This is a genomic window from Salmonella sp. SAL-020 (genome assembly GCF_017372215.1).
Classification (GTDB): domain Bacteria; phylum Pseudomonadota; class Gammaproteobacteria; order Enterobacterales; family Enterobacteriaceae; genus Salmonella; species Salmonella enterica.
Map to the genome: position 1 here is coordinate 161,084 of NZ_CP071690.1, position 23,270 is coordinate 184,353.

Sequence of the window (23,270 nt, forward strand, 5' to 3'; positions counted from 1 at the left end):
CAGATGCGTTGGCTCTCCTCGCTCACCCCAGTCACGTACTTATGTACGCTCCTGGGGATTCACTGCGTTGCCGCCTTCCTGCAGCTCGAACTATTTTGGGGATACTTAACTGTTAAGCTTTTTTACCTGCCAGCAGTTCCAGCACTTCATCCACGCTGGTGGTGTGCGCCAGACGTTCGATCACGGATTCATCATCCAGCGCGTTGGTCAGGCTGGTGATGACCTGGATGTGCTCATTGTTACGTGCGGCGATACCAATGACCAGACGGGCAATATCGTCTTCTTCTTCACCGAAGCGTACGCCTTCCGGATACTGGCAGAACACCACGCCGGTTTTCAGCACGCGGTCTTTCGCTTCTACCGTACCGTGCGGAACTGCGATGGATTCACCGAGGTAAGTCGGTGTCAGCTTTTCGCGGTCCAGCATCGCCTCGACGTATTCCGGCTCAACATAGCCGCCTTTCACCAGTTGTTCACCGGCAAAGCGAATCGCCTCTTCTTTGTTAGCGGCTTTACGGCCCAGGAAGATATTCTCCGCACCCAGTTTGAACAGGTTGTTATCACCCTCCTCAAAGCTGTCTTTCAGATGATCGCGTACTTTCTCTTCATTAGTATTGTGGCGCTGTGCGGCAACCAGACGTTCGGTCAGGCTGGTGTACAGGCCGCTATCCAGGAAGTTGGTCAGCGAAATATGCTGCGCCTGCGGTACCTGACGCATCGCGCGCTCGGTAAGGTCACGGTGAGTAATGACCAGATCCACATCCGGCGGCAGATTGTTAATGGCGCTGTTGGTGACGGAGATCTGGCTCAGGCCCGCATCCTGTACTTTCTTACGCAGTACCCCTGCGCCCATCGCGCTGGAACCCATACCGGCATCGCAAGCCACGATGATTTTACGCACATGGCTCAGGTCGTTGGTCACGTCGCCAGCCGCCAGCGGAGAGGCGCCTTTAGATTCCGCTTTCATGTCCTGCATACGACGGGTGGCCGCTTCAATGTCATCTTCTTCTTTCACTTTGCTGGTTTTCAGCAGAATTGCAGAAACCACGAAGGAGACCGCCATTGCCGCCACGATGGCAGCGATGTTAGCGAAGTAAGCGCCTTTTGGCGTCATCGCCAGTACGGCCAGAATGGAGCCAGGAGAAGCCGGAGAAACCAGACCGCCGTTCAGGATGGTCAGGGTGAATACGCCAGTCATACCGCCGAGAATCACCGCCAGAATCAGGCGTGGGTTCATCAGCACGTACGGGAAGTAGATCTCATGGATACCGCCCAGGAAGTGGATAATTGCCGCGCCGCCCGCAGACTGTTTAGCGCTGCCGCGACCGAAGAACATGTACGCCAGCAGGACGCCCATCCCTGGACCCGGGTTAGCTTCAATCAGGAAGAAGATGGATTTACCCATCTCATGGGACTGCTGGATACCCAGCGGTGAGAAGATGCCGTGGTTAATCGCGTTATTGAGGAACAGGATTTTCGCCGGTTCAACAAAAATGGACGCCAGCGGCAGCATATCGTGCGCCACCATGAAGTTAACGCCCGCCGCCAGAATTTTGGACAGGACTTCAACCGCCGGACCAATACCGAGGAACGCCAGGATGGCGAGGATCATACCGATGATGCCAGCGGAGAAGTTGTTCACCAGCATCTCAAAACCGGATTTGATCTTACCGTCTACCCAACTGTCGAATTTCTTAATGCAGTAGCCGCCTAATGGACCGGCGATCATCGAGCCGAGGAACATCGGCATATCCGCGCCGACAATAACGCCCATGGTAGTGATAGCGCCCACCACGCCGCCGCGTTCGCCGCCAACCAGACGACCGCCGGTATAACCGATGAGCAGCGGCAGCAGGTAGGTGATCATCGGACCAACCAGTTTCGCCAGCGTTTCGTTAGGCAACCACCCTGTTGGAATAAATAATGCGGTGATAATACCCCACGCGATAAACGCGCCGATATTAGGCATCACCATATTGCTGAGGAATCGACCAAAGCTTTGCACTTTGATCTTAATATCGGATGACATAAAAACACCCCTTCTTATGTTGCTGTCGCGCAGGCTGAAAGCCCGAGGTTTGTTAATGTAGCGGCAGAGGTAGCCGGACCCTGTAGTGTAGATACTGCGCAATCTGGCACTGAATCGTTCAACTGTCCAGACAGGGACAATTTATGTGATTTGTGTCACATAAATATAGGGGGTAGAGAGGTAATTGATGTGATATTGATCACAAATTGGCTGTGTAAAAAAACAACGAATCTAATTTTTAGCCCTTAAAAGACCATTTTATGTGAGATATTTCACATTTTTATTTTGGTGCTTTGTTGAATTTTTGTGATCCTCTTCACAAGAAATTTTAAGCCCGGGTAACGTCAATACGATCCGGCAAACATTTTGTCGCGAGCCCTCTCACGTTATGTCATTCAGCAACCTCCTTTTGTGTCTCTTTTCGTCTTATTTGAGCCATACTATGATTTTTACTGGTTGGCAAAAAGGACACGGCATGAAACTCATCGGTAGCTACACCAGCCCTTTTGTGCGCAAAATCTCTGTTCTGCTGCTCGAAAAAGGCATTACCTTCGAATTTATTAATGAACTACCCTACGAGGCGGATAACGGCGTGGCGCAATACAACCCTCTGGGTAAGGTGCCAGCGCTGGTGACGGAGAAAGGGGAGTACTGGTTCGATTCGCCGATCATCGCGGAATATATTGAGCTGCTGGATATCGCGCCAGCGATGCTCCCGCGTGACCCGATGGCAGCGCTTAAAGTTCGCCAGCTTGAAGCGTTGGCTGACGGCATTATGGATGCAGCGTTGGTTTCTGTACGCGAACAGGCGCGCCCGGCGGCGCAACAATCGGAAACGGAACTGTTGCGCCAGCGGGAAAAAATCAACCGCAGCCTGGATATGCTCGAAAGTTATCTGAGCGACGGGACGCTAAAAACGGATACGGTCAATCTGGCGACTATCGCGATTGCCTGTGCGGTAGGCTATCTCAACTTCCGCCGGGTCGCGCCTGGCTGGTGTGTTAGCCGCCCCCACCTGGTCAAACTGGTCGAAACGCTTTTTCAACGCGAAAGCTTTGCCCGCACCGAAGCGCCAAAGGCTTGACGCGCATTATGTCCGCCTGAGCAAACTCACGTTACAATCCCCCTTATGTCGATATCCCTCTCCCACCAGGAGAGGGCCACCAACAGCCAGGCATTTTCATGACAAGCGAAACGCGTACACTCTACAGCCAGCTTCCTGCTATCGATCGTTTATTGCACGATAGCGCCTTTCTTTCTCTGCGCGATCGGTATGGCCATACCCAGGTGGTTGATCTGCTTAGGCGGATGCTTGACGACGCGCGCGACGTCATCCGGAATACGCAAACGCTTCCCGACTGGTACGCAGACTGGGCGCAAGAGGCGAAACTCCGGCTGGAAAATGCGGCGCAAAGCGCGCTGCGCCCGGTGATTAACCTGACGGGGACGGTGTTGCACACCAATCTTGGCCGCGCATTGCAGGCGCAAGAAGCGGTTGAGGCGGTAACGCAGGCGATGCGCGCGCCGGTGACGCTGGAATACGATTTAGATGGCGCCGGGCGGGGGCATCGCGACCGGGCGCTGGCGACGCTGTTATGCCGAATCACCGGGGCGGAGGACGCCTGTATCGTCAATAACAATGCGGCGGCGGTATTGCTGATGTTGGCGGCGACCGCCAGCGGCAAAGAGGTGGTAGTTTCGCGTGGCGAGCTGGTCGAAATCGGCGGCGCGTTTCGTATTCCGGATGTTATGCGCCAGGCGGGCTGTACGCTGCATGAAGTGGGCACCACCAACCGGACGCACGCGAAAGATTACCGTCAGGCGGTAAATGAAAATACCGGGCTGTTGATGAAGGTGCATACCAGTAATTACAGCATTGAGGGCTTTACCAAAACGGTAGAGGAAGCGGAACTGGCGGAAATCGGGCGAGAGCTGGATATTCCGGTGGTGGCGGATCTGGGCAGCGGTTCGCTGGTGGATTTAAGTCAATATGGCTTACCCAAAGAGCCGATGCCGCAGCAGCTCATTGCCGCAGGCGTCAGCCTGGTAAGCTTCTCCGGCGATAAGTTGCTGGGCGGGCCGCAGGCCGGGATTATCGTCGGCAAAAAAGCGATGATTGCCCAACTGCAAAGCCATCCGCTGAAGCGCGCTCTGCGCGCTGATAAAATGACGCTGGCGGCGCTGGAGGCAACGTTACGTCTGTATCTGCACCCGGAAGCGTTGGCGGAGAAATTACCCACCCTGCGTCTGTTAACTCGCAGTGAAGCGTCGATTCGCGAACAAGCGCAGCGGTTACAGGCGCGGCTGGCGGCACGTTACGGCGATGAATTTGCGCTGGAGGTTAAACCCTGCCTGTCGCAAATCGGCAGCGGTTCATTACCGGTAGACCGCCTTCCCAGCGCCGCCATGACCTTTACCCCGCACGACGGGCGCGGTAGTCGGCTGGAGGCGCTGGCGGCCCGCTGGCGCATGCTGCCTGTACCGGTCATTGGCCGAATTTATGATGGCCGTTTATGGCTGGATATGCGCTGTCTTGAAGACGAAAGCCGGTTTATGGAGATGATGCTGAAATGATTATTGCAACTGCCGGACACGTAGACCACGGTAAAACGACGTTGCTCCAGGCGATTACCGGGGTCAATGCCGATCGCCTGCCGGAAGAGAAAAAACGCGGGATGACTATCGATCTGGGCTACGCCTATTGGCCGCAGCCGGATGGTCGTGTGCTGGGCTTTATCGATGTGCCTGGGCATGAAAAATTCCTCTCTAACATGCTGGCGGGCGTAGGCGGTATCGATCACGCTTTGCTGGTGGTCGCCTGTGATGACGGCGTCATGGCGCAAACGCGCGAGCATTTACAGATCCTACAACTGACGGGTAATCTCCAGCTCACCGTCGCGCTGACCAAAGCCGATCGCGTGGACGAGGCGCGTATCGGTGAAGTACGTGAAGAGGTGCTGGCGGCGCTCGACAACTATGGCTTCGCCGATACCGTTTTATTTGTCACCGCCGCCAATGAAGGACGCGGTATTGCAGAACTTCGCGCTCATTTACAGCAGCTTCCTGCACGTTTACACGCCGCGCAGCATCGCTTCCGTCTGGCTATCGACCGTGCGTTTACGGTGAAAGGGGCGGGACTGGTGGTGACCGGAACGGCGTTGAGCGGAGAGGTAAACGTGGGCGATACGCTATGGTTGACCGGCGTTAATACGCCGATGCGCGTACGAAGTCTACACGCGCAAAATCAGCCCACCGACCATGCGTATGCCGGGCAACGTATTGCGCTCAATATTGCGGGCGATGCGGAGAAGGAGCAGCTTAACCGCGGCGACTGGCTGCTTTCCGATGCGCCGGTGGGGGAAGCTTTTTCCCGGGTGATCGTTTCTCTGGCGCTTCATGCGCCGCTTTCCCAATGGCAACCGCTACATATTCACCATGCCGCCAGCCATGTGACCGGTCGCGTCTCTTTGCTGGAAGGCGGGCTGGCCGAGCTGATCTTTGATACGCCGTTGTGGCTGGCCGATAATGACAGACTGGTGCTGCGTGATATTTCCGCACGCGCCACCCTTGCCGGCGCACGCGTGGTGACGCTTAAGGCGCCGCGTCGCGGTAAACGTAAGCCAGATTATTTGCACTGGCTTTCAACGCTTGCCGCCGCGCAGGACGATAGCGCGGCGTTGGCCATTCATCTGGAACGCGGCGCCGTCAACCTGCCGGATTTCGGTTGGGCGCGTCAGCTTAATCCTGTCGGTATGCGTCAGCTTATTGAGCAACATGGTTTTATCCAGGCCGGAGACAATCTGTTAAGCGCGCCCGTCGCCGCCCGCTGGCAGCGTAAGATTCTTGATACGCTGGCGACCTACCACGAACAGCACCGCGATGAACCGGGGCCGGGACGCGAGCGTTTACGCCGCATGGCCCTGCCGATGGAGGATGAAGCGCTGGTTCTGATGCTGATCGAGCGGATGCGCGACGACGGCCTGATTCATAGCCATCACGGTTGGTTGCATCTGCCGGATCATAAAGCAGGATTTAGCGATGAGCAGCAGGCCGTCTGGCAAAAAGTCGAACCGCTATTTGGCGATGAGCCCTGGTGGGTACGCGATCTGGCGAAAGAGACCGGAACGGAAGAACAATTGATGCGGCTGGTGCTGCGGCAGGCGGCACAGCAAGGCATCATTACCGCGATCGTAAAAGATCGGTACTATCGTAACGATCGGATTGTCGCTTTCGCCAATATGATCCGCGAGCTGGATCAAGAGAGAGGATCAACGTGTGCGGCGGATTTTCGCGACAGGCTGAATGTAGGGCGGAAACTGGCCATTCAGATCCTTGAATATTTTGACCGGATTGGGTTTACACGACGTCGTGGGAATGATCATTTATTACGTGATGCGTTATTATTTCCGCAAAAAGAATGAAATGGTTAAATTAAATAACAAATGAAGCAATACAATTATTGCGTTGCTTTTTATTTTTCTGGCTTCTTAAAATAGCCAGCGTGAACCTGTTATCAGAATAATTTTGCCCGTATTCTTTGCGCCTTATTCAGGCGACTCACGATGAGATTGTGGAACTTTATCGCACGGCGATGTAACGCCTTTGCCCGGTGGCGCGGACGCTTACCGGGCCTGCGTAGACGATGCAGGCCGGATAAGGCGTAACTCGTTAGCTTCGGGCGAGCTTTTGCTGCGCCAGCCAGACGGCGCCCAGCCTGCCCGCCTGATTTCCCAGTTGGCAGGGCTGAATCGGCACCTGGAGCGCCTCCCACATTTCAAACGTTTCAAGATGCCGCGTCAGGAGCGGGTAGAGCTTTTCCTGTTCGCTTATTCCTCCGCCGATCAGCACCACGCCCGGATCAAACATAGAGATCACGCTGTAAACGCCGCGTGAAAGATAACGCGCCCAGTCATTGACCGCCTCACGCAGATGAACATCGGTCGCCATTCGTTCGAAGATCACATCCGCAGGCGGCATCTCTTCGGCAGGCAGCGCCAGCGCCTGGCGGCACGACGCCATTAATCCGCTGGTTGACGCGATTTTATGCATACTTTCGCCATTATTCCCGACCGGCATGACGCCGAATTCACCGGCGTGAAAATGCGCGCCGCGATACAGTTCTCGTCCGACGATAATACCGCCGCCAATGCCGGTTCCAATGGTAATACAGACCAGATTGTCATAATGCTGCCCGGCACCTCGCCACATTTCGCCCAGCGCCGCACAGTTCGCGTCGTTCTCCACGACCAGCGGCAGATCGGTCAGCCCGCTGAACAACTCCATCAGGTTGACGTCATCCAGGTAAGCCAGCGCGCCCGCTTTTGCCGCATGACCGTTATGGGGATTAATATGGCCGGGGAAACTAACCCCGATTGCCGCAATGTCATAGTCCTGTTGGCAACGCGCCACCACATCCTGCCATTTGCGGGTAAACGTGGAGGCGTCCTCTGGCGTATCGAATTGATGATGGGTTAATTCTTCGCCGTCACTGTTAATCACGCCATATTTGACGTGAGTTCCTCCCACATCAATACCGATATATTGCTGCATAGTGTTCTCCGTACGTTAAACAGGCACCTGTTTAGTATGGCTAAAACCAGACGGAGAAACGTAAAGGAAAGTAATTCGTGATTGCTGTCGTAAAGCGGGAAATCATTGGCGAAAAATTCACCAGCACCGTCTACCCTTGTGGAGTACCTTTACAATAAGGAGTTGGTCATGACGAACAATCCCCCTTCAACACGTATTCAGCCAGGTGAATACGGGTACCCACTGAAGTTAAAAGCCCGCTATGACAATTTTATTGGTGGTGACTGGGTTGCGCCCGCCGACGGCGAATATTATCAAAACCTGACGCCAGTGACCGGCCAGCCGCTATGTGAAGTCGCTTCCTCCGGTAAAAAAGATATCGATTTAGCGCTCGACGCCGCGCATAAGGCGAAAGATAAGTGGGCGCATACGTCAGTACAAGACCGTGCCGCTATCTTGTTTAAGATCGCCGATCGGATGGAACAAAACCTCGAACTGTTGGCGACAGCGGAAACCTGGGATAACGGTAAACCGATTCGTGAAACCAGCGCCGCCGACGTACCGCTGGCGATCGATCATTTCCGCTATTTCGCCTCCTGTATACGTGCGCAGGAGGGCGGGATCAGCGAAGTTGATAGCGAAACTGTGGCCTACCATTTTCACGAACCGCTTGGCGTCGTGGGACAGATAATCCCGTGGAACTTTCCGTTGTTGATGGCAAGCTGGAAAATGGCGCCCGCGCTGGCGGCGGGTAACTGCGTGGTGCTTAAACCGGCACGCCTGACGCCGCTTTCCGTTCTGCTGTTAATGGAAGTCATTGGCGATCTGTTACCGCCGGGCGTCGTCAACGTCGTGAACGGCGCGGGCGGCGAGATTGGCGAATATCTGGCGACCTCGAAACGTATCGCGAAGGTGGCGTTTACCGGTTCGACGGAAGTGGGTCAACAGATCATGCAGTACGCCACGCAGAATATTATTCCAGTGACGCTGGAGTTAGGCGGCAAGTCGCCCAATATCTTCTTCGCCGACGTGATGGATGAGGAAGATGCGTTCTTTGATAAAGCGCTGGAGGGATTTGCCCTGTTTGCCTTTAACCAGGGCGAGGTGTGTACCTGTCCAAGCCGTGCGCTGGTCCAGGAGTCCATCTATGAGCGCTTTATGGAGCGCGCTATTCGCCGGGTAGAGAGCATTCGCAGCGGGAACCCGCTAGATAGCGGTACACAGATGGGGGCGCAGGTCTCCCACGGCCAGCTTGAGACTATCCTCAATTATATCGATATCGGTAAAAAAGAGGGGGCCGATATTCTGACCGGTGGGCGACGCAAGGAGCTGGATGGCGAACTTAAAGAGGGCTATTACCTTGAGCCTACCATTCTGTTTGGTAAGAACAATATGCGCGTCTTTCAGGAGGAGATCTTTGGCCCGGTGCTGGCGGTAACCACCTTTAAAACCATGGAGGAGGCGCTGGAAATCGCTAACGATACCCAATACGGCCTGGGCGCTGGCGTCTGGAGCCGCAACGGCAATCTGGCCTATAAGATGGGGCGCGGCATTCAGGCCGGGCGCGTATGGACCAACTGCTATCACGCCTATCCGGCACATGCTGCGTTCGGCGGCTATAAGCAGTCGGGCATCGGGCGCGAAACGCATAAGATGATGCTGGAACACTACCAGCAAACCAAGTGCCTGCTGGTGAGCTATTCCGATAAGCCGCTGGGGCTGTTCTGACGCAAGAGGTAATGCCCGATGGCGCTGCGCTTATCGGGCCTACAAAAATTCATCGCAATATACTGATATTGCAAATCTTGTAGGCCGGATAAGGCGCAGTCGCCATCCGGCACAGTATTACCGCTCGTTAACCCAAATCCGCATTTCGCCCTCGCCACGGTTGGCCCAGCTAAACCACGGAATGAACGTTAGCGTCTGCGGCTGGCGCGATGACGGCGCGTTATCGTAGTGCCACAACGCCTGATGCTGCGCATCTGGGGCGCTTTGCTTCTCGCCTTCAGCCTGAATCAGCATCTTATGCGCAAAAAGCCCTTTGCCCTCAAAGACCCGGAACTCACTCTCTTTCGGTAACCACAGATTATGCAGTTCTTCGCCGTTATCGGCCTGCTCAAGGCAATAGACCAGCGGCCCGCGCTGAATGGCGACCTTACCGGCGACGTGACGCGCCAGCGGATTGCCATACACGCGGCGAACCGGCATCGGCAGCGTCAGGGTTATCGTATCGCCCTCCTGCCAGGTCCGACGGATATGCAGATAACCTTTGCGAATATCCTGCTCCACTTCCAGCCCGTTGAGCGTCACTTTTGCCTCAGGGCACCAGTCCGGCAGACGTAGCGCCAGCGTGTGACGTACCGGCTGCACAGAGTCGATGGCGATCTTCACCTGCTCTTGCCACGGGTAGTTCCCGCCAATCCGCAGTTTGAGCGCGCCATTTCCAACCGGTATTTCCATGCTGTTACCCACGTACATATTGATGTACAGCGCATCCGCACGCGGCGTGTAGATGTAGTGACCAAGGGAGGTGAGCACGCGGGCGATATTCGGCGGGCAGCAGGCGCAGCCAAACCAGCGCTGGCGGATGGGCTTAACGTGATCGTAAATATGGTTGAATTTTAACGATTTTGGATGCACTTCCAGCGGGTTGACGTAGAAGAAATGCTTGCCATCCAGCGCCATACCGCCGAGGACGGTGTTGTACAGCGCGCGCTCCATCACGTCGGCGTACTGGCTATCGGCTTCCATTTCCAGCATCCGGCGGGCGAACATCATCAGGCCGATTGAAGCGCAGCTTTCCGCATAGACCGAATCATTCGGTAAATCGTAATCGCTGCTAAAGGCTTCGCCGCTGCTCTGCGAGCCAATCCCGCCGGTGATATACAGCTGACGCTGCGCCATATTTTTCCACAGGCGCAGGCAGTCCTGGCGTTTGCCTTCATCGTTGCTCAGGCGAGCGAGATGCGCCACGCCAGTCATCAGATAGACAAAACGTACCGCGTGGCCAATGGCCGTCTGCTGCTGCGAAATTGGCAGATGCGCCTGGCTGTAGGCTTTGTCTTTGACCATCCACGCCGGGCCGTAGGTATGCCAGTACGAGGTCTGGCCGCGTTTTTCGTACTCTTCGTCGTAGAAGTGCGGTTGGACGCCGCGCTGCCCGATAAAGTAGCTTGCCAGCGCCATATAGCGCGGCTGCTCTGTTACCTCATACAGACGCATCAGCGCCAGCTCAATTTCCGGGTGGCCCGGATAGCCGTGCAGCTGATTTTCGCCAGGGCCGAAAGTGCTGTCGATATGATCGGCCAGGCGACAAACGACGTCTAGCAGCCGACGCTTGCCAGTGGCCTGAAAGAAGGCGACGCCCGCTTCAATCAGGTGCCCGGCGCAATAAAGCTCGTGGCACTCCGCCAGGTTGCTCCAGCGTTCTTGCGGGGCTTTTGCCGTAAAGTACGTATTGAGATAGCCATCGTCACACTGCGCGGCGGCCACCAGTTCAATCACCTCATCGGCGGTTTTCTCAAGCGCTGGATCGGGCTTCTGGCACAGTGACCAGGCAACCGCTTCCAGCCATTTCGCCACGTCGCTGTCCTGAAAGACCATGCCGTAAAAGTCGCCCGTCTGCTGGCCTGCGGCAATGCGGAAATTTTCAATGGCATGGCTGGGTTCAGCCTCTGGAATACGATCGTTTAACGCATTCCACTGGTAAGGAATAACCACATCGCGAACCAGTTGTTGATACTGTCCGAGGAACGGATCGCTGACCGTCAGTTTATGCAGATCGACTTCCAGTACGTTCATTTCGTGCTCCTTAAGGCTGTAGAGGTCATAGATATTCCTCGCTGACGGGGTATTTTATGGCAGTAATTTTTATTTTCGCGTTATGACCTGATTCATTTTGCCCAGATAGCGGTGAGCGACAAGGCGATAAAAGAGTAAAAAAAGATGACGATTCCGACCCGTATTTAAAAATGTGAGATGGATCGAGTGAAATGACTATTTTTAGTTAATAATCAAAAGCTAATATGAAATACGGTGCTGAATGAGCGGGAAATGACATATTAATGCTCGAATTATCCATGACATTACCGATTAAAGTCCAAAACGGCGGATTATTTATTTCTCGCGGCATTGGGCGTCATCCTGCCAGGCGTCTGCAATCGTGGGAAATTATATTTGTGGAAAAAGGCTGCCTGAAAATTCAGGAAGAAGAATGTGTTTTCTGTGTCGAAGCCGGGGAAAGCCTGTTGCTTTGGCCGCATCGCCGCCATATTGGCGTTGAGGAGTTTCCCGCCGATCTTAAATTTTACTGGCTCCATTTTGAGGTCAAAGCGCCGGACAGCAACCCGCGCTGGCTGACGCATCTTTCCGTGCCGCAGCATACCCAGGTTGCCGATCCGCAGGCGCTGATTGCGCTTTTTCGCCAGTTTATGAACGAGCAGGAAAAGCACCAGCGCAGCCCGGCGCTGGAGTTCATCGTGCTGCTGATTTTGCAGCAGCTCACCGTTGACGCCCGGCAGAATGAAAACGCCGAGGCCGCTGGCGTGTCGCTGGCCTGGAAAGTACAGCAGTTGATTCGAACGCACTATCACCTGCCGCTTTCCAGCTCGGTTCTGGCGAAAGAACTGCATTGCAATGTGGATTATCTGGGACGCGTTTATCGGCGGGTATTTCACCTTACGCTAACGGAAGCCATCCACCGCCAGCGGGTGCGCGAGGCGGAAAAGTTGCTGATTAGCGACGCGCGTTCGTTAAAAGAGGTGGCGGAACGGTGCGGTTTTAATGACGTTGGTTACTTTCGCCAGATCTTCCGCAAGCACACCGGCCTGACGCCTACCGCCTGGAAGCGGCGCTACAGTAAGGAACACGTTAATTCTTGAGTATAATCTTTGGCCCTCTGACAACGCGGTTGCAAACTGAATGCCCGATGGCGCTTTGCTTATCGGGCCTACAAGAGTTCATCACAACGTATTGATATTGCACATCTTGTAGGTCGGATAAGGCGCAGCCGCCATCCGACACAGGCTGTGACTGCCGGTATTACTGCCCGTAATAGGCATTCGCGCCATGTTTACGCAGATAGTGCTTATCGAGCAGTTCAGGCTGCATATCCGGCAGCTGGGGGGCCAGCTGGCGCGAGAACAGCCCCATATAGGCGCACTCCTCAAGCACCACGGCGTTGTGGACGGCATCGGCGGCATTTTTACCCCAGGCAAACGGGCCGTGTGAATGAACTAATACCGCCGGGATTTGCGCCGGATCCAGACCGCGCTCTTCAAAGGTTTTAATAATCACCTCGCCGGTCTGATACTCGTACTCGCCGTTAATCTCCTCAACGGTCATCAGTCGGGTACAGGGGATCGCGCCATAGAAATAGTCGGCGTGGGTGGTGCCCCAGGCGGGCAGATCGAGCCCGGCCTGCGACCAGATCGTCGCATGGCGGGAATGGGTATGCACGATCCCACCGATCTGCGGATAGCGGCGATAGAGCGCCAGATGGGTCGCGGTATCGGACGAGGGTTTTTTGTTGCCTTCAACGACCTTACCGCTGGCGATCTCTACCACCACCATATCGTCGGCGGTCATCACCTCATATTCGACGCCGGAAGGCTTAATGACCATCAGCTTGCGCGTCTCATCGACCGCGCTGACGTTGCCCCAGGTAAAGGTGACCAGCCCGTGCGCCGGGAGGGCCAGGTTGGCCGCCAGCACCTCGGCTTTCAGTTGCTCTAACATGTGAAACCTCCTTCCTGCATCCGTGATTCAATCCAGCGGCGGGCCTGGATAATTTCCAGCACCGGCTCACTGGCTTTCTCTGTCCACATCTCAATCAGAAATGAACCGCGATAATTCAGCTCATGCAGCGTTTTAAAAATGCCCACAAAATCAACGCATCCTTCGCCAAACGGCACGTCGCGGAACTGGCCGGGGCTATCGCCGGTCACCGGCAGCGTATCTTTCAGATGAATTGCGGCGATACGGTCGATACCCAGCTTCAGCTCGGCGGTCACGTTGTTCCCCCAGGCGCTGAGGTTGCCGACGTCTGGATAAACGGTGAACCACGGTGACGAAAGCATCTCGTCCCACTTTTTCCACTTGCTGATGGAGTTCATAAACGCGGTATCCATGATCTCCACCGCCAGCATCACCTGCGCCGCTGCGGCCTGTTCCACCGCCCACGCCAGCCCTTCGGCGAAACGTTGCTGGGTGCCTTCGTCGTGCTCTTCGTAATAGACGTCGTAACCTGCCAACTGGATGGTGCGGATACCGAGATCGCGCGCCAGGCGAATGGCTTTGGTCATGATTTCACGCGCCCGCTGGCGTACCGCTTCGTCGCGGCTGCCAAAAGGGAAGCGACGATGGGCGGAGAGGCACATCGACGGGATGGCGACGCCGCTTTCCAGCATCGCGTTCACCAGCGAAGCGCGTTGGGCCGAGGTCCACTCCAGGCGTGAGAGACGTTCGTCGGTTTCATCCACCGACATCTCAACAAAATCAAAACCGCAGCTTTTTGCCAGCACCAGCCGCTCTGGCCAACTGAGATCTTTCGCCAGTGCTTTCTCGTAAATACCTAATGGATGATTACGCATGCTTTTCTCCCCAAATGGCGTCAATTTGGGCGTGGAATTCGGCGGCGACCTGCGCCGGATGGGCGGCACCTGCCAGCGCGCGTCCGGCGATAAATGCCTTAACGTTAATGTCGCGGAACAGCGGCAGATCCGCTGGGGTAATGCCGCCGGTAATCGATAGTTCAAGGCCGATGTCGGACAACGCCTTCATGCGTGCCAGGTCCGCTTCTCCCCACTGTTGCCCGCTGGCCTGCGCATCGCGTCCGCGATGATAAATCGCCTGACGCACGCCGGTGCGATACCAGTCTCGGGCGTCGTCCAGCGTCCAGTTGCCGAACAGCTCCATTTGAATTTCACCGCCGCAGGATTGCGCGACGGCGTGGCCTTTCTCGACGGTCGCGAGCGGCGCGGCGCAGATGATAGTCATCCAGTTGGCGCCAGCGCCAAAAGCCTGCTGCGCCAGGGTTTCACCAGCATCGGCCACTTTCCAGTCGGCGACGATGATTTTTTCCGGGCACTGCGCTCGCAGGGCTTTCACCGCGCTAAGGCCTTCGGTTAAACAAAGGATGGTTCCGGCCTCAACGATATCGACATGATCCTGTAGCAGGGCGACATCGCGTTGGGCTGCTTCCAGACTGGTGTGGTCGAGCGCCAGTTGCAGTAATGGTCGGCTCATAATGCGTGCTCCTTAATACGGGCGTGATAGCCCTGTAGTGCTTCAATCAAATCCTGGTATTGGCGGTATTTGCGCTGGTAGAGGGCGTGCGCGGTCATGTCCGGCAGCAGCGTGCGCACCGGGTGCTGCAGGTCGCGTTGGGCCTCGCGGAAATCGCGATATACGCCGGTGCCGACGCGGGCAGCCAGCGCCGCGCCGAAGCAGCCGGTCTCCTCCACCTGCGGCAGCTCAATGCGTAAACCGCTGACGTCCGCCAGCATCTGCATCCAGACGTCGGAGTGGGCCGGGCCGCCGGTAACGCGCAGGGCGCAAACGTCGGTAAAGCGTTCACGCATGCGGTTGAGGTGGGTCATATGGCTGAAGACCACGCCTTCATAAATCGCCTGCAGCAGGTGGGCGCGGGTGTGCAGCGCCTGCATGCCGTAAAAGCCGCAGGTCATCTCCAGTCCGGCATTGCTGCCGTAGAGAAACGGCAGAAAAAAGAGGTCGCTACCGGCTTTCGGCAGGCTGGCGACCGCCTGGTTGATCTCGTCAAAAGAGAGGTCGCCCCACTGGGCGGTAAACCATTCGAGGTTGCCGGAGGAGGTCGGGCTGGCTTCGTGAACGATATACTGCCCGTCATTGACGTAGCGGCCATAGACGTAAGGATGGGCCTCATGGTCGCTCAGGCCGTGAGCGATGCCGCTGGTGACGGCCCAGGTGCCCATCACCGCATTGAGCGTTGATTCATCCTCAATACCGGCGCAAAGGGCGGTGGAAACCACATCAAACAGGCCGCCGACGACGGGGGTGCCCGCCGCCAGACCGGTGATGGCGGCTGCCTGAGCGGTGATCTCCCCGCAGATTTCGGCTGAACCCACCACGGGGGGCAGCGCGCTGTCGATTTCACTGATGCCCAGCCACTCGGTCAGACGCGGGTCGTACTGGCCCGTCGCCATGTTGTAGAGGTTGGACTCGGAGATGTTGCTCTCCTCACAGCCTTTCACGCCGGTTAAGCACCAGCGCAGATAGTCATGCGTCATCATGACGCTGCCTATCTGCGCGTAGCGCTGCGGCTCATTCTCTTTTACCCAGCGTAAAAGGGAGACCGGATGCCCGGTCCACAGGGTTTGCCGAGTCAGCGGGTAGAGTTTTTGCGGAACCGCTTCTTTTTGCCAGCGCTGGACAATTTCCATGGCGCGACGGTCGGAAGAGAGTATCGCTTTACCTAATGGCCGATCGCTTTTATCTAACAGGAACAGGCCCTTACCCTGAGCGGAAATACCCAGACCGCGGATTTGTGAGCCGCTCACCCCCGTGTGCGTCAGCAGTTTGCTGATGACCGAGCCGCACTGTTGCCACAGTTCGGTCATATCGCGTTCAACCCAGCCTGGCTGCGGGCTTAAAGCGTGCAGCGGCAGGCGTTGCACCGCTACTTCCCGGCCTGCGCCATCGTACAACCCGGCTTTTAGCCAACTCCCACCACAATCTAACCCCAGCCAGTAGTTGCTCATGACTTATTGCACCTCGTCCACGGCTTTCAGGAGATCGGCGCCCTGCGGGTTGTCTTTCAGGAACATATCGCGCACCTGGCTGCCCAGCGCATCGCTGAAGGCTTTACGGTCGATATCGGTCAGGACTTCAACTCCGGCTTCTTTCATGCCATCGATAATTTTTTGCTGATCTTCGGCGACCAGTTTGCGCTGATAGTCACCCGCTTCTTTGGCGGAACTCAGCAGTGCCTCCTGGAACTGCGGGCTTAAAGCGTCGAATTTGGCTTTATTGATCACCAGCAGCAGAGGCGAATAGGCGTGATGAGTGAGGGAGAGGTATTTCTGTACCTCATAGAATTTCGCTGACCACACGACGTTGATAGGGTGTTCCTGGGCATCAATCGTACGGGTTTCGAGGCCGGTATAGACTTCGGAGAACGGCATCGGAATAGGGTTCGCGCCGAAGATTTTAAAGGCCGCGATATTCATTGGGCTGTTGTTAGTGCGGATTTTTAAGCCTTTCAAATCGCCCGGCGTTTTTACCGGCGCGCGGGAGTTGGTGACGTCGCGCCAGCCGTTTTCCCAGTAGGCCAGCACTTTTAACCCTTTTGAATCGAGTGATTTTTTCAGTTCATCGCCGACTTTGCCGTCGAGCGTTTTATGCGCATGCGCGGTATCGCGAAACAGGAAGGGGACATCAAGTAAGTTGAATACAGGGGCCAGGCCGGTGAAATTGTTCGAACCGGACATTTCCATATCAATAGTTCCGCCGCGCACCCCGCTGATCATTGCCTGGGCGTTACCTAATGTGCTGTCAGGAAAGAGTTTTAGCGTTAATTCGCCGTTAGTTTTTTCTTTTAATAATTCGTGAAATTTTTTCGCGGCAATATGTTGGGAGTCAGTTTGCGGTGTTTCATAACCAAAACGTAAAGATTGCGCCGCCAGAGACGACACGCTGAAAACCGTCAGACCAGCTATCAATAATGAACGAGCAATAACGTGTAATTTCATAATATTATCCTTTAATTAATCCATTTAAGCGGTGTGATAATTAGCTCGGGAATAAAAATAAATAAAACCAGCAGCGACATCAGTACGACAACGTAAGGGAATACGCCTCTTACCGCGTCATCAAATTTCAATTTTGCTACCCCGGAAATAACGTTGAGGACGTTGCCAACGGGCGGTGTGATTAATCCAATAGAGCAGTTAATAATGAACATGACGCCGAAATAAATCGGGTCAATATTGGCTTCTTTAACTAATGGCAATAATACAGGGGTAAGAATTAACACCGTTGGCGTTAAATCCATCACCATACCGACGACCATAATTGAGATCATAATGACGATAAATAAGAGTCGCGGAGAGTCGACCAGCGGCTGCAGCAAATCTGACACCATCATGGGTAATTCCGCGATCGTAATCAGCCAGGCGGATACCTGGGCCGCGGCCACCAGAAACATGACGACTGACGTCGTTTTGGCGGCATTGACCAGCACGTGGTAGAGACTGGAAAACGTTAATTCCCGATAGATAACAACGGCGACAAAGAGGGCGTAAAACGCGGCAACCGCCCCTGCCTCCGTTGGCGTGAAAAGTCCGGAACGGAAGCCGCCGATAATAATCACCGGTAAAAACAGCGCCCAGATACCTGAAACCAATGATTGCCAGATTTCACGCGGTGTTGCTTTAGGCTGAGAAGGGAGATTTAATCGCCCGGCCTGCCACCACCAGGTGAGCATAAGCGCCGCGCCCATCATGATGCCCGGTGCGATCCCGGCCATAAACAGCTTGCTGATCGACAAGCCGCTGGAAACGCCGAAGATAATAAAAGGAATCGAGGGTGGAATAATTGGCGCAATGATCCCGCCGGAAGCGATTAACCCAACGGAGCGGTTGATCGGGTAGTTTGCGGAGCGCATCATCGGCACCAGCAGCGCGGCGACCGCAGCGGTATCTGCTACCGCAGAGCCGGAAAGGCTGGCCATAATCATTGCCGCAATAACGCCCACGTAGCCCAGGCCGCCGGGTTTATGGCCGACCAGCTTCATCGGCAGGTCGACAATTCGCTTTGACAGGCCGCCCGCGTTCATGATTTCACCGGCCAAAACAAAAAAGGGAATAGCCAGCAGGGAGAAACTGTCCGCGCCGTTAACCAGGGTTTGCGCCATAATCTGCACGTCAAACATATCCAGGTATGCCATCAGAGCAGCGCCGCAAAGCAGCAGCGACCAGGCGATGGGTAAACCTATCGCGATCCCGCCGAGCAGGCAGCAGAGAAATATCACCACGGCCATGATTAGGCTCCTTGCTGTGGTTGTTGAAAGGAATCGTTACGCGTTATTAAGTGATAAAGCCGACGCAGCTCGATTAACGCGATGGCAACGCTTGTGGGCAGACAGGCGATATACATCAGGCCGATCGGTAAACCGAGGATTGGCGAGTGATCGCTCCAGTCCTGCAACGCTTTTTGCAGGCTGCCCCAGCCTAATGCGAGGCATAACAATAAAATCAGCGAATGTGTCAGCAGCGAGAGTCGACGCTGATTCGCTGGCGAAAGTTTTTCCACCACAAAAGTGACCTGAACGTGAGCGTTATCCATAAATGCAACGATGGCGCCAATAAACGTCAGCCATACAAATAGATAACGTGATAGTTCATCTACCGACAAAATACTGCTCTCAAAACCGTAACGTAAAATAACGTTAATAAATACAATGCAGGAAAGTACGGCAATTAATACCGCAAGTATGCCCTCAAGTACCCGCTTCATAACGACTCCATCAGGTTATAGAAACTTATCTCTTTCGATGCTGAATAGTGGAACTTAATTTCTTATGTTTGGTTTATATTAGGTCGGCGCAACGTTGAGTTGCAGGCCGAGAATTAAGGTGATGATGTTTAATTCAGGTTAGCGGCGTGTGGCCTTTTTCATTATGTTAATACCATCGCGTAATATATTTATGCGGTGATTAATATCGGCACTGGCATTGATTTCCAACAATTTAATACCGGTAAACTGCAACAGTTCGGGAGCGGCGGCGGTAATGAGTTCTTGAACATGTTTCTCCGTCATCAGGCTTTGTGGACAGAAAGGTGCAAACGGAGCATGGAGGTCCTGCCATTCGCCGTATTCTCCATCCAGCGTTGTACCGGAGAACATCAGCGCCCCGAGTTTTCCAGCCTGTTTGGCCTGCTGCGTATGGATCAGCGGTAGAGAGGTATCCCGCCCTTCAATAGCCGAGCGCGCCCAGTTAATGCAGACGCTTATGTCATAGTCGGCAATAGTTTCCAGTACGTTTACTAACGGTAAGAATCCTTTGCGCGGTGCGGGGCCGGTCATCGCGTCGCAGTGTTCAAGCACCAGGTCGCAGGACCAGTCCCAGTTGGCAATCTCTTTTAATGAGCGCGCAAAGGCGTCGGTTGCCTGCGCCACGTTCGGATTGCCCCCCAGCGGGGCGGCATGAAGCTCAAGGGCTATGACTTTGCCGGTATTGTTCCCATTGATTTTATTGATCTTCTGATGCAGATGACGATAGTACTCCACGCAGGCTTTACGCTGTTCCTCGTCACTGGACGCTAATCCAAAACCGCCGTTTTCGCTACGGCGGCGCATGGTTTCCATTATCGCGGTGACCACGATTTGCCAGTTCCCTGGTGTATGGCGCAATAACCACTCGTCGCCGAGCGGGTGAAGATGTTCAAGACAAGGCTGCTCCAGCCCCCGGATATCCGGAGTATCAGAGAGTTGCCGCCAGAATTCCGTCTCTTCCTCTTCACTCTTCTGGTGAAATGAGGGTGCACAAGGGTACGCACCGATAATATAACCGGTATTATTTTTCATTTTGTGCTCCAGTAAACTCTATTTTATAAAACGTCTATGGCGACTTTTACGACTATTTTCCGTATCGGCGTAGCAATGCTTTTATTACAACCGGGACGATGAACATCCTGCGGGAAAAACAGGGCATAACTTCCCGGTATCATTTCAATGAATGATTCATGTTCACTGTCGTGATAAAAAATAATATCGCGCTGTTCTAATAATGACTCGCTGATTTGATTATTACCGGTATCAATGGCAACCCCAATTGTCTCTTCGCCCCATGCCAGAAACTGAATATCCAGATAGCGGCGATGGACTTCCGGACGATTTTCAGCAGCATCGCGGGTGGTCATATCGATAATCTGCGCGAAGATATTTTTGCCGTCGATTTCCACTACGCCAGGTTCCAGCGTGCGAAAGTCCGTATTGCGCAGGAAATCGAGCGCCTGCTCTATGGCCGACGGTAGCCGGCACGGATTAGGCTGCGCAATATGTCCAAAAATCATGATGTGGCTCCTTACAGCGCCTGAATTTTGGCCCAGACGCTGTCGTCAATGGTGATACCGTGACGGCGGTTGTCATCCAGCAATTTGGTAAATTCGTGGCCGGGCAGCCGAATCGCGACGTTGTCGTCGGCGCGTTCAGCAGTGGTGATGAAATCCATAATCCGCTGCAGTTTGGCATCGCGGGTTGCGCCATCGATCAGCTTATCCACTTCTATGGCGATGAAAATCTGTGAGACGCCATACTCATCGCTGTTTTCCTGGGTCACTTCGGCAACGGAAGAGCCGTTGGAAAGCAGGGTGGCAATCATGTCCAGCACAATCGACAGACCAGATCCTTTCCAGTAACCCATTGGTAAAATGCGGCGATTTTTCTCGATAACGCCCGGTTCTTTGGTCAACTGACCGTTATCGTCGAAACCGCCATCCACCGGCAGTTCGCGGCCCGCCAGACGGTTAACTTCTAACATTCCGTAGGAGAACATCGACATCGACATATCCACCATCGTGATCGGCGTGGAAGGGATAGCGACGATCAGCGGATTGGTACCGATACGGCACTCTTTCGCCCCCCACGGCGGCATGACGGCGATGGAGTTGGTCCAGCAAATGCCGATATAGCCTTTTTCCGCCGCCTGCCAGCCGTAGCTGCCGCCGCGCATCCAGTGGTTAGCATTACGTAACGCCACCAGGCCAATACCATGATCGGAAGCCAGCTCGATGGCCCGGTCCATCATCTTTTTCGCCGTCAGGTTGCCGATAGCGCGCTGAGCATCCCACTGTTCGATGGCGCCGAGGCTGGTAACTCGCTGCGGTTTAGCATCAGGAATAATGTCGCCGTTATCCAGTTGCTGGATGAAGCGGGGAAAGCGGTTCACGCCGTGGGAATAGACACCGGACTCGGTGGTGCGAGCGAACATTTCCGCGCAGGCGTCGGCGGTATCTTCCGCAATATTCCGCGACCGCAAGACGCGGTAGAAGGCCCCTTTTAACTCTTCGAAAGTTACTTTCATCCCTGTTCTCCTGGTCGATTGTTAGAAATTTTAGTATGTTTTTTTGTCGATAAATTTCATAATGCGAAATGTAGTTCCAAATATATAGATCAAAAATTGACATGGCAACGCCAGAGAAGCTTTTTAAAAAAGATTAAAATCATCGGGTTATGTTTTTTATGCTGATATCGTGAACTGCAACACACTTTGAGCTACCATCTGATCGCCCAAGAAAGGAGAGAGTTTTCTGATGAGCCAGAACAACGATAAAGAGAAGCCTGCGGGGAGTCAGAGCCTGTTTCGTGGCCTGATGTTGATAGAAATTTTGAGTAACTACCCGAACGGTTGCCCACTGGCGCACCTGTCGGAGCTGGCGGGGTTGAACAAGAGTACCGTCCATCGTTTGTTGCAGGGGCTTCAATCCTGCGGATACGTGACGCCAGCGCCGGCGGCCGGAAGCTACCGTCTGACGACAAAGTTTATTGCCGTCGGCCAAAAAGCCCTGTCATCGCTGAATATCATCCACGTTGCGGCACCGCACCTTGAGGCGCTCAACCTGGCCACCGGCGAGACGGTGAATTTTTCCAGCCGTGAAGATGACCACGCTATCCTGATTTATAAGCTGGAACCGACCACCGGTATGCTGCGCACGCGTGCCTACATTGGCCAGCATATGCCGCTGTACTGCTCGGCGATGGGGAAAATTTATATGGCGTTTGGTCAGCCGGATTATGTGGCGTCTTACTGGGAAAGCCATAAAGATCAGATCCAGCCGCTGACTCGTAATACCATTACCGATTTACCAGCAATGTACGATGAGCTGGCGCAAATTCGTGAAACCAGCATGGCGATGGATCGCGAAGAAAATGAACTAGGCGTTTCCTGTATTGCTGTGCCTGTGTTTGATATTCACCATCGAGTGCCTTACGCCATTTCTATTTCACTGTCGACGTCACGGCTAAAACAGATCGGCGAGAAAAATCTGCTCAAACCGTTGCGTGAAACCGCACAGGCTATCTCTAATGAGCTGGGATTTACCGTTCGCGAATAAGACAGCTCGCCAGGTTTTATCAGGCATCTGACAAAATTTGTCCGTTTGCGTAGTGGGATCAAAGCGGCGGGGAATGGCTCTCTGGCATTCTGGCGTTTTAACGCAGGGGGAGAACAATGAACCGGTTTATTATGGCGGATGCGTCGGCGTGTATCGGGTGTCGTACCTGCGAGGTCGCCTGCGTGGTGTCGCACCAGGAACAGCAGAATAGCGCGGCGGTGACGACGGCGGACTTTGTGCCGCGTATCCGGGTGATAAAAGAGGATAGCTTCACCACGGCCACGGTCTGCCATCAGTGTGAGGACGCGCCGTGCGCGAATGTCTGCCCGGTACAGGCGATTCGCCGTGATCGGGGGCATATCTTCGTGACGTCATCGCGCTGCATTGGTTGTAAAAGCTGTATGCTGGCTTGCCCGTTTGGCGCGATGACTGTGGTGGCGTCCGCGTCAGGCGCGCAGGCGATTAAATGCGATCTTTGCTGGCATCGGGAAGCGGGGCCGGCGTGCGTGGAAGCCTGCCCGACCAGTGCGTTACAGTGCGTTGACGCAACAAATGTGCAGCGCCAGCGCCTCTATTCTCAACCTTTCTGAACGTCGTTCCGGCCTGCATGATGACCGGAA

20 protein-coding genes are annotated in these 23,270 nt (G+C 54.7%); 7 read left to right on the forward strand and 13 right to left on the reverse strand.

Going from position 1 to position 23,270, the window contains the following annotated elements:
- Nucleotides 1–112: 112 nt before the first annotated feature.
- Complete coding sequence (gene mtlA, locus J1G48_RS00760) at nucleotides 113–2,029, reverse strand: PTS mannitol transporter subunit IICBA (protein ID WP_000093290.1); 1,917 nt, start codon at nucleotides 2,027–2,029, stop codon at nucleotides 113–115.
- 475 nt (nucleotides 2,030–2,504) lie between these two features.
- On the opposite strand from mtlA, the gene J1G48_RS00765 reads away from it, so the two are divergent.
- The 3 genes from J1G48_RS00765 to selB all read left to right on the forward strand — a co-directional run bounded on the left by J1G48_RS00765 (nucleotide 2,505) and on the right by selB (nucleotide 6,450).
- Complete coding sequence (locus J1G48_RS00765; RefSeq protein ID WP_000766681.1) at nucleotides 2,505–3,113, forward strand: glutathione S-transferase; 609 nt, start codon at nucleotides 2,505–2,507, stop codon at nucleotides 3,111–3,113.
- A 98-nt stretch (nucleotides 3,114–3,211) separates the two neighbouring features.
- Nucleotides 3,212–4,603, forward strand: coding sequence for an L-seryl-tRNA(Sec) selenium transferase (selA, locus tag J1G48_RS00770; protein ID WP_000200193.1), 1,392 nt, complete (start codon nucleotides 3,212–3,214; stop codon nucleotides 4,601–4,603).
- Entirely contained in the window at nucleotides 4,600–6,450 is a 1,851-nt protein-coding gene (selB, locus tag J1G48_RS00775) for a selenocysteine-specific translation elongation factor (protein WP_000582387.1), read from the forward strand. The genes selA and selB overlap by 4 nt, the downstream gene beginning before the upstream one ends.
- 247 nt (nucleotides 6,451–6,697) lie before the next feature.
- Here selB and J1G48_RS00780 read toward each other — a convergent pair whose 3' ends face one another.
- Nucleotides 6,698–7,579 (reverse strand): ROK family protein, encoded by an 882-nt coding sequence (locus tag J1G48_RS00780; RefSeq protein WP_001188269.1) that lies wholly within the window; start codon nucleotides 7,577–7,579, stop codon nucleotides 6,698–6,700.
- Nucleotides 7,580–7,747: 168 nt separating this feature from the next.
- On the opposite strand from J1G48_RS00780, the gene aldB reads away from it, so the two are divergent.
- Nucleotides 7,748–9,286 carry an aldehyde dehydrogenase AldB gene (aldB, locus tag J1G48_RS00785; protein ID WP_000183988.1) on the forward strand — a complete coding sequence of 513 codons (1,539 nt, stop codon included), beginning with the start codon at nucleotides 7,748–7,750 and terminating at the stop codon, nucleotides 9,284–9,286.
- Nucleotides 9,287–9,403: 117 nt separating this feature from the next.
- On the opposite strand, the gene J1G48_RS00790 is transcribed toward aldB, so the two are convergent.
- Nucleotides 9,404–11,359 (reverse strand): glycoside hydrolase family 127 protein, encoded by a 1,956-nt coding sequence (locus J1G48_RS00790; RefSeq protein ID WP_001101523.1) that lies wholly within the window; start codon nucleotides 11,357–11,359, stop codon nucleotides 9,404–9,406.
- A gap of 263 nt (nucleotides 11,360–11,622) precedes the next feature.
- Here J1G48_RS00790 and J1G48_RS00795 point away from each other — a divergent pair, with 263 nt between their 5' ends.
- On the forward strand, nucleotides 11,623–12,438 hold the full coding sequence (locus J1G48_RS00795; RefSeq protein ID WP_000891818.1) for a helix-turn-helix domain-containing protein: 816 nt from the start codon (nucleotides 11,623–11,625) through the stop codon (nucleotides 12,436–12,438).
- Nucleotides 12,439–12,598: 160 nt separating this feature from the next.
- Here J1G48_RS00795 and araD read toward each other — a convergent pair whose 3' ends face one another.
- The 10 genes from araD to yiaK form a co-directional block, all read right to left on the reverse strand.
- Complete coding sequence (araD, locus tag J1G48_RS00800; RefSeq protein WP_000893174.1) at nucleotides 12,599–13,294, reverse strand: L-ribulose-5-phosphate 4-epimerase; 696 nt, start codon at nucleotides 13,292–13,294, stop codon at nucleotides 12,599–12,601.
- A complete protein-coding gene (locus tag J1G48_RS00805) occupies nucleotides 13,288–14,148 on the reverse strand; it encodes an L-ribulose-5-phosphate 3-epimerase (RefSeq protein WP_001244037.1) in 861 nt (286 codons plus the stop codon). The genes araD and J1G48_RS00805 overlap by 7 nt, the downstream gene beginning before the upstream one ends.
- The gene (gene ulaD, locus J1G48_RS00810) at nucleotides 14,141–14,803 is read right to left on the reverse strand and encodes a 3-keto-L-gulonate-6-phosphate decarboxylase UlaD (RefSeq protein WP_000089527.1); all 663 of its coding nucleotides are present in this window, start codon (nucleotides 14,801–14,803) and stop codon (nucleotides 14,141–14,143) included. The genes J1G48_RS00805 and ulaD overlap by 8 nt, the downstream gene beginning before the upstream one ends.
- Complete coding sequence (locus J1G48_RS00815; protein ID WP_000074095.1) at nucleotides 14,800–16,296, reverse strand: FGGY-family carbohydrate kinase; 1,497 nt, start codon at nucleotides 16,294–16,296, stop codon at nucleotides 14,800–14,802. Before J1G48_RS00815 ends, ulaD begins: the two co-directional genes overlap by 4 nt.
- Nucleotides 16,297–16,299: 3 nt before the next feature.
- The gene (gene yiaO / locus J1G48_RS00820) at nucleotides 16,300–17,286 is read right to left on the reverse strand and encodes a 2,3-diketo-L-gulonate TRAP transporter substrate-binding protein YiaO (protein ID WP_000766328.1); all 987 of its coding nucleotides are present in this window, start codon (nucleotides 17,284–17,286) and stop codon (nucleotides 16,300–16,302) included.
- Nucleotides 17,287–17,297: 11 nt separating this feature from the next.
- Nucleotides 17,298–18,575 (reverse strand): 2,3-diketo-L-gulonate TRAP transporter large permease YiaN, encoded by a 1,278-nt coding sequence (gene yiaN, locus J1G48_RS00825; protein ID WP_000301822.1) that lies wholly within the window; start codon nucleotides 18,573–18,575, stop codon nucleotides 17,298–17,300.
- A gap of 2 nt (nucleotides 18,576–18,577) precedes the next feature.
- A complete protein-coding gene (gene yiaM, locus J1G48_RS00830) occupies nucleotides 18,578–19,051 on the reverse strand; it encodes a 2,3-diketo-L-gulonate TRAP transporter small permease YiaM (protein WP_000832316.1) in 474 nt (157 codons plus the stop codon).
- Between the two features lie 138 nt (nucleotides 19,052–19,189).
- Nucleotides 19,190–20,122: a DUF4862 family protein gene (locus J1G48_RS00835; RefSeq protein WP_000794979.1), complete on the reverse strand. Its 933-nt coding sequence runs from the start codon at nucleotides 20,120–20,122 to the stop codon at nucleotides 19,190–19,192.
- 23 nt (nucleotides 20,123–20,145) lie between these two features.
- Entirely contained in the window at nucleotides 20,146–20,610 is a 465-nt protein-coding gene (locus J1G48_RS00840; RefSeq protein WP_000576102.1) for a YhcH/YjgK/YiaL family protein, read from the reverse strand.
- Nucleotides 20,611–20,621: 11 nt separating this feature from the next.
- The gene (gene yiaK, locus J1G48_RS00845) at nucleotides 20,622–21,620 is read right to left on the reverse strand and encodes a 3-dehydro-L-gulonate 2-dehydrogenase (protein WP_000869008.1); all 999 of its coding nucleotides are present in this window, start codon (nucleotides 21,618–21,620) and stop codon (nucleotides 20,622–20,624) included.
- A gap of 229 nt (nucleotides 21,621–21,849) precedes the next feature.
- Between yiaK and yiaJ the strand changes: the two genes are divergently transcribed.
- Together yiaJ and J1G48_RS00855 are read left to right on the forward strand one after the other, a co-directional pair.
- Nucleotides 21,850–22,650 (forward strand): IclR family transcriptional regulator YiaJ, encoded by an 801-nt coding sequence (gene yiaJ, locus J1G48_RS00850; protein WP_000081338.1) that lies wholly within the window; start codon nucleotides 21,850–21,852, stop codon nucleotides 22,648–22,650.
- A gap of 116 nt (nucleotides 22,651–22,766) precedes the next feature.
- Nucleotides 22,767–23,240, forward strand: coding sequence for a 4Fe-4S dicluster domain-containing protein (locus tag J1G48_RS00855; RefSeq protein WP_001078822.1), 474 nt, complete (start codon nucleotides 22,767–22,769; stop codon nucleotides 23,238–23,240).
- Nucleotides 23,241–23,270: the final 30 nt, after the last annotated feature.

Bases quoted from the DNA above. Each gene is read 5' to 3' on its own strand.
- aldB (WP_000183988.1), top strand. From the start codon at position 7,748: ATGACGAACAATCCCCCTTCAACACGTATTCAGCCAGGTGAATACGGG.
- ulaD (WP_000089527.1), bottom strand. From the start codon at position 14,803: ATGAGCCGACCATTACTGCAACTGGCGCTCGACCACACCAGTCTGGAA.
- yiaK (WP_000869008.1), bottom strand. From the start codon at position 21,620: ATGAAAGTAACTTTCGAAGAGTTAAAAGGGGCCTTCTACCGCGTCTTG.
- yiaN (WP_000301822.1), bottom strand. From the start codon at position 18,575: ATGGCCGTGGTGATATTTCTCTGCTGCCTGCTCGGCGGGATCGCGATA.
- mtlA (WP_000093290.1), bottom strand. From the start codon at position 2,029: ATGTCATCCGATATTAAGATCAAAGTGCAAAGCTTTGGTCGATTCCTC.
- selA (WP_000200193.1), top strand. From the start codon at position 3,212: ATGACAAGCGAAACGCGTACACTCTACAGCCAGCTTCCTGCTATCGAT.
- selB (WP_000582387.1), top strand. From the start codon at position 4,600: ATGATTATTGCAACTGCCGGACACGTAGACCACGGTAAAACGACGTTG.
- J1G48_RS00855 (WP_001078822.1), top strand. From the start codon at position 22,767: ATGAACCGGTTTATTATGGCGGATGCGTCGGCGTGTATCGGGTGTCGT.
- J1G48_RS00780 (WP_001188269.1), bottom strand. From the start codon at position 7,579: ATGCAGCAATATATCGGTATTGATGTGGGAGGAACTCACGTCAAATAT.
- J1G48_RS00815 (WP_000074095.1), bottom strand. From the start codon at position 16,296: ATGAGCAACTACTGGCTGGGGTTAGATTGTGGTGGGAGTTGGCTAAAA.
- J1G48_RS00795 (WP_000891818.1), top strand. From the start codon at position 11,623: ATGCTCGAATTATCCATGACATTACCGATTAAAGTCCAAAACGGCGGA.
- J1G48_RS00765 (WP_000766681.1), top strand. From the start codon at position 2,505: ATGAAACTCATCGGTAGCTACACCAGCCCTTTTGTGCGCAAAATCTCT.
- yiaO (WP_000766328.1), bottom strand. From the start codon at position 17,286: ATGAAATTACACGTTATTGCTCGTTCATTATTGATAGCTGGTCTGACG.
- J1G48_RS00805 (WP_001244037.1), bottom strand. From the start codon at position 14,148: ATGCGTAATCATCCATTAGGTATTTACGAGAAAGCACTGGCGAAAGAT.
- J1G48_RS00835 (WP_000794979.1), bottom strand. From the start codon at position 20,122: ATGAAAAATAATACCGGTTATATTATCGGTGCGTACCCTTGTGCACCC.
- yiaJ (WP_000081338.1), top strand. From the start codon at position 21,850: ATGAGCCAGAACAACGATAAAGAGAAGCCTGCGGGGAGTCAGAGCCTG.
- araD (WP_000893174.1), bottom strand. From the start codon at position 13,294: ATGTTAGAGCAACTGAAAGCCGAGGTGCTGGCGGCCAACCTGGCCCTC.
- J1G48_RS00840 (WP_000576102.1), bottom strand. From the start codon at position 20,610: ATGATTTTTGGACATATTGCGCAGCCTAATCCGTGCCGGCTACCGTCG.
- J1G48_RS00790 (WP_001101523.1), bottom strand. From the start codon at position 11,359: ATGAACGTACTGGAAGTCGATCTGCATAAACTGACGGTCAGCGATCCG.
- yiaM (WP_000832316.1), bottom strand. From the start codon at position 19,051: ATGAAGCGGGTACTTGAGGGCATACTTGCGGTATTAATTGCCGTACTT.